Genomic DNA, 9,632 nt, shown 5'->3' on the forward strand with positions numbered 1-9,632 from the left:
CCGGCTTAAACTTTTACATATGTTTATAAAATCACACAAAAAAGTTGGCAAACCTAAAGGAAAGAAAGGACACTTGTAACGTAACAAATTTTTTACCTCTTTTATATCATTTTAAAGATGAAGTAAAAATTTATATTTTAGTTTATTACAAATGTTTAAAATAATTATATAATATGGAAAATTTATAAAAAATTTAGTAATATTTATAAAAAAATCAACGAAAAAACTTAAAATATATGTCTTATAAGGTAAATAAATGTATAGTTATCACCAGTTTCTATTTCCTTTTAGATTTGATTATTTAAAATTTTCAATTAAAGACAACCATGAATTTTACAAAAATATACAATTTAATGATAGAGTTAAAAATAGTCTTAATTATTTGTTCGAAGAATTAAAGAATAATAAATGGGAATATTGTCCATTTAGTATTCAAAAAAGTGATTATTATAACGAATTCATTTATTTTCATGATTTTGTCAAAGGTACACTTTTTAATTTGGAAAGTTATCCCAAAAAAAGTGCTACTTCTTGGTTTTTTGAAAAGAAAATAGAAGTTAACAATGTAAAAATAAAAGTTGTTAAATTTAATGACGAAAAGATTTTTAATTTAAAACTCTCTTCAATCACTCTTAGAATATTTGAAACCGGTATAGGAATTCTCTCTTTTGAAATGGAGAATAATCAATATTACGATTTTCAGGATATTTTGGATATCAACGAATATTTTAGGAGGGTGTATCCTCCTTTTGTGGGAGATGGTTTTTCGCTTGATGAGGTTATGAAAAAATACATGGCAAAAGAAATAATCCTTGACGGAATAGAGTATGATATAAAAGAGTTTGAAAATTTGAAAAATATTTCCCATCCTCCAATTTCTTCTTTAATTACAAGAGTTTTAGGAGATATATTTACCCAAGATGTAGGAACAAAAGATAAATTTTTAATTCAGCCGGTGATTGATGAGAGGATGTTTGTTGTGTGTTGGTATGGAAATAACGTGCTGGCTAAGAGTTTGAAAAGCGATTTTTTAGAAATTGAAAACGGAAAGTTAAAACCGATTAATGATGTGTGGTATAAGTTTTTATTTATTGATAGCGGTGATAAAAGCGTTCAAGATGAAAATATGCAAAAAGAGTTATTGCAAAAACATACCTATACCAGATGGAAAAATTACGGAACGTTTTATGGGGTTAGCAGATATTCTTTTGTAGTATTGACTTCTGATTTGGATACTCTTAAAAAACATTGTGCCGATTTTATCGTGACGCATGTAAAAACAGTTTATTATCAAATGATAATATTGGCATTAGCCATTAGAGCCACAATTTTGAGATTTTCAGATGAAGTTACGGCAATAAGCGATTTGGATAATGAAAACGAATTGTTTGATAGAGTTTCAAATATTTATAAAAACTATCTTAAATTCAGAAATAAGCTTTATTTTAAAGAGATAACCTCTCAAGAGCAAGGGATTGAACTATATGATAAAATAAGAAAAGTTATGAATATTGATAATGACGTTAAAGATTTAAGTTCTGAATTAATTCAGCTTGACACTTTTTCTCAAATGAAACTAGAACATAAAGAAAACACCGAAGTCAGCAAACTTACTAAAGTTGCGACTTATTTAATGCCTCCAACGTTGGCAGCTGGTATATTAGGTATGAATATTTTGGATGTGAAAGATAAAGTTGAATTTTTGGGAATGAAATGGAATGTGAGTGGAATTTTATGGTTTTTTGTAATAACAGCTCTTTCATATGGAATTATTTATTTTACAAAAGGAAAAAAATGAAAAGCGTAATTCTTTTGCAGCAAAGTGATATGATTCATTTCGAGGCATTACCTAAGCAAAAAGCTTTATTAAGAATAAGCGAGCTTAAACCAAGACTTACAAAGTTTATAAAAAAGGATTTAAAAAAAGCCGACCCTATACTTTATGAAGAATTTAAGGACATTATAGAAAATAAAAAAATTTTTCCAAATATAAATAATAATGACATTAGTAAAGGCTCACCATATTTTAAAATTAGCACAGACCCAAAGTTTGTAAAAGTTTATAAATATAAAACGTTTAAATCAAAAAGAGATAATGATTTTGTAAGAGTTGGCTCATATTTTGGAGATTATTATGCAGTTAATTTTGGAAAAGTTTATATAAAAATTTATTCAAGAATTAAGAGGCTTGAAGAGTTAGTGGAAAATGCATTAAAAAGTTTTTTAATTATTAATAATTTAGGTCAAAGACAAAGTAAGGGCTTTGGTAGTTTTGTTGTAGATGGGACTACAAAAGAAGAGTTTGAAAAAGTATTAAAGAGTTTTTACAAAAGCATTTATAAAAAAGAACTTGAAGAAGATGTTGCGCCGCTTGAAATTATTCATAAAGATTATCAACTAATAAAGAGCGGGGTTAATGAATCATTTTTTAAAAAAGGAAAATATCATCAAAAAAGATATGAAAAATCAAAACTTTTTAAATATTTTTGTAATAAAAATATAAGATGGGAGAAAAAGAAAATAAAAGAAGTATTGAGTGAACAAGGTTTAATGAATAGACTTGAATATTATCATCCTCCAGTTGATTGTATAAATGATAATATTAGAAGTTATAAATACATTAGAGGACTTTTAGGTGTGGCGCCTTTAATAAATTTTAAACAAAAAAATTCAGATTATTTTAAAATAACTATTTCAGGGGAAGTTGATAGATATCCATCTCCTATAACTTTTAAAGTTTTTGAAGATATTTATGCAGTGGCAAATGATATAGATGAAGATATATTAAATAAAAAATTTTTCTTTAAAGTAGGTTCAAGAAAAGTTAGAATTGATACTCCAAGCAGTTTTGATTTACCAGATTTTATGAATTATGCATTTAGAGAGCTTAACTGGCAAAGGATTAAATAATGAGATATGCTGGAATTACGATAGGTCCTATTTACAAAACTTTGCTTAAAGCAAGAAAAACAAAAGAGCTTTGGGCGGCAAGTTATATTTTCAGTTTTATTATGAGAGAAATTGCAAAAAGATTTAAAGATAAAAAATTTATATTGCCTTATGTAGCTGATGAAGTGTTTGAGATTAAAAACGTAGGACTTTTTAACGATAGGATGATTTTTGAAGTTGACGGAGTGGAGGAAGAAGATATAAATAAGGCGATAGACGAAGCGATAAAAAAGTTGTCTGAAATGACTGGCATTGATAGAGATTATTTAAAAGAGTATATTCAGATTGAATATGTTATTGAAAATGTAGATAATGGAAATTTAGTAGATGAAATGTATAAATATCTTGATACGAAAGAGCTTTTTTTTCAGACTCCGACAAAAGATAAATTTAAAGATTTTTTTAAAAATGTTAATAATACCAAGCTTGCGAAATTTGCGTTTGGCAGAAAGCATAACAGTTTTACCTCATTACTTGAAATAGCGCTTGCAGATGTGATTGATGATGATTTAAGAGAGATAGTAAGACAAAATGACGAAAAAGATATTAATATTTTTGAAGATGAAGATTTGAATAAAAAATATAATTTCCAAGATTATCACAAATATGTTGCAATCGTCCAAGTAGACGGGGACAATATGGGTAAGGTAAATAAACTTTTAGATAATGCAAGTATAGAAGATTATGAAAAATTATCTAAAGATTTGTTTTATTTTGTAAAACAGGCTCTAAATAGAATTAAAGATTTCGGAGGTTTCGTTGTTTATGCCGGCGGAGACGATTTACTGTTTTTTGCTCCAATTAAGAATAGAGATAAAAATATATTAGATTTGGCGTTTGAGCTTGATGAAATTTATCAAGAAAATATGAAAAGCTGGAATGATAGGTTAGAAAATACAAAAACCACTCTTAGTTTCGGAATAAATATAAGTTATTACAAATTTCCAATGTATGAAGCTCTAAAAAATGCTCAAAATCTTTTGTTTAATAAAGCAAAGAAAACTAAAAACGCAATAGCAATAGATGTAATAAAACATTCGGGGCAGGTTTTTAATGCAGTTATTAAAAAAGAAAATGTTGAAACCATTAAAGCACTTTTAAATAACGATTTTAAATTTGATACTTCCATTATTTATAAAATTGATACTTATAAAAAAGTCCTTGAACTTTTAAACGAAAAAGATAGATTCGAAGCTTTTTTCAAAAACTACTTTAACGAAAACTACTCAAAAAACAAAGATTTTTACAATCTTTTAGCACAGACTATGTATAAATTAAAAACCTCAAACTATCCTGAAGATTTAAATTTAAAAGTAATCTATTTTATTTTAAGATTTAACAATTTTATAAGGACAAACGATGATAAAACTAATAACTCTTAAGCCGTTAAAGCCATACTTTTTTGGAGGAGAGATAACATTCAACGATGATAGTTATATCGCATATTCAAGAAAATTGCCTCAGCAAACTACACTTTTAGGAATGCTTAGAAAAACTCTTCTTTTACAAAATCATCTTTTAACGAGAAAGAGAAAAGGTTATTGGATAGATAAAGAAAATGACGAGTTAGCTAAAAAATTGGTAGGTGAGACTTCATTTGATATTAAGTGTAATTTTGATTTAGGAGTAATAAAACGAATTTCTCCTCTTTTTTTAGTAAAAAACGGCAAAAAGTATTTTAAGAGATTAAATTTAGATGATTTTGAATATAAAGATGAAATATTATGGAATTTAAAAGAAAATAGAGCATATAATCCAAAAGATGATTATGAAGAGCTTTGGGGATATTTTTTTAGTAAAAATGACAGAGTCAAAGAGAGTGAAATTTTTGAGAGCGTTGAGCAAATTGGTATCCAAAAAGAATCGGAAAAAAAGGGATATTATAAAAAAATTTCTTATAAATTAAAAGATTTTGAATTTGGATTTTTAGTGGAGTTTGATGAGGAGAGGTTAGAAGAATTTAAAGATTTTACATTTAAAGATGATATTGTAGAACTTGGCGGAGAGAGGAGCGCTTTTAAGATGAAAATAGCTGATGAGAGTGAGTGGTTAAATTATGATGAGTTTGAAAAGCATTCGTTTATCAGTGATGTATTTTGCAAAGAACCTTTAAAAGGCGGCAATGTCGATTTTGCAATAACAAGAGATATTTCTTTTGGATACTTATATACAAAAAGAAAAGGAGACAGGTTAGTTTTTAGAAAAAATGAAACAGTTTATATCTACGAAAAAGGAAGTGTTTTGTTTAATCCAAAAGATAATTTGCTAAATCACATAAACTCATTTAAAAATCTACAAAAAATCGGAATGAATATTATAAAGGAGTAAAAAATGGTAGTGGATATGTATAAACTTCAAAACATAACAAATATGCATGTTGGAAGCGGAGGAGTAAATTACGATATTATCGAAAATCAAGTCCAAAAGGATGTAGTTACAAATCTTCCGATAATTTATGCAAGTTCATTAAAAGGAGCTTTGAGGGAGCATTTTGAGAATAAACATAGGGGAGATAATTTTATTGAGTTTATTTTTGGTAGTTCTCCAGGCGATGAAAAGAATAATGAAGAAGAGAATGAACATAAGAAAGAAAAAAAAGATGAGAAAAAACAGACAATTCCCGGGTCATTGGTTTTCTTTGAAGCGTTTATGTTAACAAGACCTGTTAGAAGTAACGTAAAACCATATTTTAATGTAACGTCGCCTTTTATTATTGAAAAACTTATAAATTATTTAGAAGAGTTTGCAATTTTAGAGTCGTTACAAGAAGAATTAAAAACTTTTTACAATGAAATAAGAGACGTTGAGGCCGTAATTTTTGAAAATATAGATGATGTTTATTTAGAAGATTACAAAGCCGAATATAAGCAAATATCAAAAATACCTTCAATTTTTCCTGAAAATCTGGCGATTTTGAGTTATGAGAATTTTAAAAATCTATCTCTTCCAGTAGTTGCAAGAAACAGACTTGAAAATGGTGAGAGTAAAAATCTATGGTATGAAGAAATTGTGCCTAAATATTCAAACTTTATTTTTTTTATAGGAAGAGATAATGATGAATATATCGATAAAGACGATAAACCTAAAATTGAGCAGTTTTTTAGAAGTTTTGAAAGTGAAAAACTATACCAAATAGGAGCGAATAAAACTATCGGATTTGGAATTTGTAAAATTGAAAAGGTTGAGGGATGAAAAAAAGAATTGAAAATTATATAGAAAAAGCAATTAAACTGATTGAAGAGGATTTATCAAATAAAAAAATCGAATCATTGTCATCTGCATTTAACGGATATATCTCTTCTTTTGGTGCGGCGTTAATACAGAGTGATTTAAAAATAGCAGTTGCTCTATTTGAAAATAAAAAATCTTCAAAAAAAGCCGATTCAACGTATCTTATGAATTTAATATTAAGATTAATTGATGAGAATGCTGAAGAAGACATGCTTTTAAAATATATCATTAATTCAGATGAAAACGAAAAAGCTTTAAAAAACAAAATAAAAGATGCCGCAATAGCCGTAAAACTTGCAATCAGGACGTTTGATTTGAAGGATGAGTAATGAATCTTGGATATTTTTATTTTAAAGGAATGTATAAAAGTTTAGATAGTGAGGATTTTTTAGATTTAATAAGCGGTGATGATAGAAAAATAAATAGGGTTAATGAAAAATTTAAAAATATTGCAAAAAATTTTTTAAATGAATTAAATAAAGAGATTAAAATTGAAAATAAAAAGGTTAGCTTAAGTCAGTATGAATTAGTTGAGTTTATTTTATCTACAAAAGAGCCAGGATTTTTGATAGGCACGGGTTATCATCATGAAATTCCAAGACTAAAAGAGCAGTTTATTAACGGATTTGAGTTTGACTATACCACCGGACTGCCTAAAATTCCCGGAAGCAGTATAAAGGGAGCTATAAGGGATGTATTTCCTTTAAGTGATGAAGAAATAGATGAAAAATTAAAAAAACTAAGCAAAGATGAAAAATTTGTAGTAAAAGAGCTTAATGAAGGTAGTAAGGAAGAAACAATAAGTTTACTTAAAAATTTATTTAATAAACAATATAGTTTAGATGATGTTTTGGCTTTAAGAGATAAAATTTTTAACAATTCAGACATATTTCTTGATGCGGAAATTATTGATAATAAGAATGTTTTTAAAGAAGAGTTTTTTACTCCTCACAAATCAAAATTTGAAAATCCGGTGCCTTTAAAATTTTTGACAATTAAAGGCGGTGTTAAGTTTAGGTTCAGGTTTTTACTTTTAAAAAATTTAGATGTATTTTTATCTGTAAACGAAAGAGCTCAGCTTTATAAACAGATAATACTTTTAAACGGACTCGGAGCAAAAACAAATCTGAATTTCGGAAGATTTGAAGATGTTAAAACTGAGGGAAATAGTAACTAAAGAGTTTGTAAAGTCCCTTTTTCCTCTTGAGTATGAAGAACTTTATTCAGATATTATAAATGGATATATCCCTTCATTCGTAAAATCTTTCGAACTCAAAAAAGATGACAAAGTAAGAGTTTTAAGTATTGAAGACGAAAAAGATAAAAAAATTGAAAAAATAATATATTTTGCGCTTAAAAGTTATGCAAATGAATGTTTTAGTAATAATAATTTTGCCTTTGTTGAAAATAGAAGTGTATTTGACGCAATAAATGCGACACATTTATTAACAAAAAAATATGAAAAAGTATTAAAAGGCGATATTAAAAATTTTTTCGATTCAATTGACCATAATATATTGACAAAAATGTTATTAAAATATCTTGATGAAGATTTTGTTAAAATCTTGATGCTTTTTTTTAAAAACAGAAGCGTAAAAGACAATGAATATCTTTTTCATGAAACCGGTATTCATCAAGGAAGTATGATTTCTCCTTTTTTATCAAATTTTTATTTAACACCTTTTGATAAATTTTTGGAAGAAAGATGTAAATTTGTAAGATTTGCCGATGATTTTGTAATATTCAGCGACAATACTGAAAAAATTTTAAGGGATATAAAAAAGTTTTTAAAAGTATTTAAACTCTCTTTAAATGAGGAAAAAACATACATAACTTCAAAAAGTTTTGTTTTTTTGAATATAAGATTTAAAAAAGATACTTTTGTTTTGGAAAATGAAAAATTTAACGAACTTCTTTCAAAAATAGCCCGTTGCAGGGAAGATAAATTTCAAAATATTATTAATTCTATTAGAGGGTATTATTTAAAAGTTTTAAATGAAAAACAGCTTGATATTTTAAGAGAGAACATTTTAAATAAACTTGCAAAAGATGACTTTATTGTCGAAATAGATTTTTTGCAAATAGATAAAAAAGAGATTTTAAAGAGAAAAAACGATTTAAAATTACAAAGTCTTGAAAAAGAAGTAAATAAAGTTTTAAACAAACAAATCAAAATATTTACAAAAGAAGAATTAAATTCGGTAATTTTCGTACATTCAAGCGGTATTAGTGTAGGAATTAGCAAAAATTCCATAACTCTTAAGAAAAAAGGTAAAATAGTTAAAAAATTTCCTTTAAATTTAATCAAAAAAATAATTATTGCTTCAAAAGGAGTAAATATTAGTTCTAATTTAGTATATTTTGCTACAAAAAACGGAATTTCCATAGATTTTATTAGTAAATACGAACCTTATGCCGAAATTCTAACGTTAAATCCAAAATCTCATCATATGTTAATTAAACAAATATCAATACTTAATACTCCTAAACATCTGGAAATTGCAAAAGCTTTTGTAAAAGGTAAAGTAAAAAATCAAATAAATTATATTAAATACCTCTCAAAGTATCATAAATTTTTAAAAGAGGATATTAAAAAATTTAAGTCTTTAAAAGGAATAGAGTGTATTGAAAGTCTAAGGGGTTATGAAGGTGAAATGGCAAATATATATTGGAATGCGATAGCTAAAATATTGGATTTTGAAATACCTGGAAGAGTAACAAAAGGTGCAACCGATGTATTTAATTCCGCACTAAACTATGCATATGCCATTTTGTATTCAAGAATTCAACACGCACTTGTTAAAGCAGGATTAAATATCTATGTTTCTTATTTACATTCATTTCAGGATAACAAACCTACTCTTGTTTATGACTTGATAGAAGAATTTAGAGCCTTTGTGGTAGATAGAGTAATCGTTTCGATGTTTAATAGAAACGAAAAAATAGAAGTAATTGGTGGAGAGCTTACTAAAAGTGCGAAAAAACTTATTTTAGATAATGTAATCGAAAAACTTTCATCTTTTACTACCTATAAAAATGAAAAAGTAAAAATTGAAAATATTATCTTAAAACAGGCTTATTTATTAAGAAAATCTATAGAAGAAGACGTTAAATATAAACCTTTTATAGGAAGATACTGATGTATTTTGTGGTAAGTTACGATATAAAGAATGATAAAAGAAGAGATAAGATTGCAGAATTACTAAATTTTTACGGTATTAGGGTGAATTATTCCGTATATGAAATAAAAATAGAGAAAAAAGATTTGAGAAAACTTATATTTGAAATATTGAAAATCGTAAATAAAAAAGAAGATAGTGTAAGATTTTATAATATTTCAAAAAACGATATTCTAAAATCTTTTGAAATTTGTAACTATTTAGATATTTTAGACTTTTAGGTTTGCCAACTTTTTTTGATGATTTTATGCACATATGTAAAATTTGGACTTT

9 protein-coding genes are annotated in these 9,632 nt (G+C 26.4%); all 9 read left to right on the forward strand.

What is annotated here, in order from left to right:
• The first annotated feature begins 256 nt into the window (after positions 1–256).
• Genes EDC58_RS09940 through cas2 form a run of 9 tightly spaced genes read left to right on the forward strand, consistent with a single transcriptional unit; the run spans position 257 to position 9,580 of the window.
• Positions 257–1,798 carry a magnesium transporter CorA family protein gene (locus tag EDC58_RS09940; protein WP_123353372.1) on the forward strand — a complete coding sequence of 514 codons (1,542 nt, stop codon included), beginning with the start codon at positions 257–259 and terminating at the stop codon, positions 1,796–1,798.
• Positions 1,795–2,910 (forward strand): hypothetical protein, encoded by a 1,116-nt coding sequence (locus tag EDC58_RS09945; protein ID WP_123353373.1) that lies wholly within the window; start codon positions 1,795–1,797, stop codon positions 2,908–2,910. The genes EDC58_RS09940 and EDC58_RS09945 overlap by 4 nt, the downstream gene beginning before the upstream one ends.
• The gene (gene cas10, locus EDC58_RS09950) at positions 2,910–4,331 is read left to right on the forward strand and encodes a type III-B CRISPR-associated protein Cas10/Cmr2 (RefSeq protein WP_123353374.1); all 1,422 of its coding nucleotides are present in this window, start codon (positions 2,910–2,912) and stop codon (positions 4,329–4,331) included. Before EDC58_RS09945 ends, cas10 begins: the two co-directional genes overlap by 1 nt.
• Positions 4,309–5,277 (forward strand): type III-B CRISPR module-associated Cmr3 family protein, encoded by a 969-nt coding sequence (locus EDC58_RS09955; protein ID WP_123353375.1) that lies wholly within the window; start codon positions 4,309–4,311, stop codon positions 5,275–5,277. The genes cas10 and EDC58_RS09955 overlap by 23 nt, the downstream gene beginning before the upstream one ends.
• A gap of 3 nt (positions 5,278–5,280) precedes the next feature.
• On the forward strand, positions 5,281–6,141 hold the full coding sequence (gene cmr4 / locus EDC58_RS09960; protein ID WP_123353376.1) for a type III-B CRISPR module RAMP protein Cmr4: 861 nt from the start codon (positions 5,281–5,283) through the stop codon (positions 6,139–6,141).
• On the forward strand, positions 6,138–6,509 hold the full coding sequence (locus tag EDC58_RS09965; protein WP_123353377.1) for a hypothetical protein: 372 nt from the start codon (positions 6,138–6,140) through the stop codon (positions 6,507–6,509). Before cmr4 ends, EDC58_RS09965 begins: the two co-directional genes overlap by 4 nt.
• Positions 6,509–7,357, forward strand: a complete 849-nt coding sequence (cmr6, locus tag EDC58_RS09970; protein WP_123353378.1) for a type III-B CRISPR module RAMP protein Cmr6 — start codon at positions 6,509–6,511, stop codon at positions 7,355–7,357. Before EDC58_RS09965 ends, cmr6 begins: the two co-directional genes overlap by 1 nt.
• Positions 7,329–9,320, forward strand: a complete 1,992-nt coding sequence (gene cas1, locus EDC58_RS09975) for a CRISPR-associated endonuclease Cas1 (RefSeq protein ID WP_123353379.1) — start codon at positions 7,329–7,331, stop codon at positions 9,318–9,320. Before cmr6 ends, cas1 begins: the two co-directional genes overlap by 29 nt.
• Positions 9,320–9,580: a CRISPR-associated endonuclease Cas2 gene (cas2, locus tag EDC58_RS09980; RefSeq protein WP_123353380.1), complete on the forward strand. Its 261-nt coding sequence runs from the start codon at positions 9,320–9,322 to the stop codon at positions 9,578–9,580. The genes cas1 and cas2 overlap by 1 nt, the downstream gene beginning before the upstream one ends.
• Positions 9,581–9,632 lie beyond the last annotated feature (52 nt).

This window comes from Caminibacter pacificus (assembly GCF_003752135.1).
GTDB classification, from domain to species: Bacteria; Campylobacterota; Campylobacteria; order Campylobacterales; family Nautiliaceae; genus Caminibacter; species Caminibacter pacificus.

Coding starts and splice junctions, on each gene's coding strand:
- EDC58_RS09940 (WP_123353372.1), top strand. CDS start 257: ATGTATAGTTATCACCAGTTTCTATTTCCTTTTAGATTTGATTATTTA.
- EDC58_RS09945 (WP_123353373.1), top strand. CDS start 1,795: ATGAAAAGCGTAATTCTTTTGCAGCAAAGTGATATGATTCATTTCGAG.
- cas10 (WP_123353374.1), top strand. CDS start 2,910: ATGAGATATGCTGGAATTACGATAGGTCCTATTTACAAAACTTTGCTT.
- EDC58_RS09955 (WP_123353375.1), top strand. CDS start 4,309: ATGATAAAACTAATAACTCTTAAGCCGTTAAAGCCATACTTTTTTGGA.
- cmr4 (WP_123353376.1), top strand. CDS start 5,281: ATGGTAGTGGATATGTATAAACTTCAAAACATAACAAATATGCATGTT.
- EDC58_RS09965 (WP_123353377.1), top strand. CDS start 6,138: ATGAAAAAAAGAATTGAAAATTATATAGAAAAAGCAATTAAACTGATT.
- cmr6 (WP_123353378.1), top strand. CDS start 6,509: ATGAATCTTGGATATTTTTATTTTAAAGGAATGTATAAAAGTTTAGAT.
- cas1 (WP_123353379.1), top strand. CDS start 7,329: ATGTTAAAACTGAGGGAAATAGTAACTAAAGAGTTTGTAAAGTCCCTT.
- cas2 (WP_123353380.1), top strand. CDS start 9,320: ATGTATTTTGTGGTAAGTTACGATATAAAGAATGATAAAAGAAGAGAT.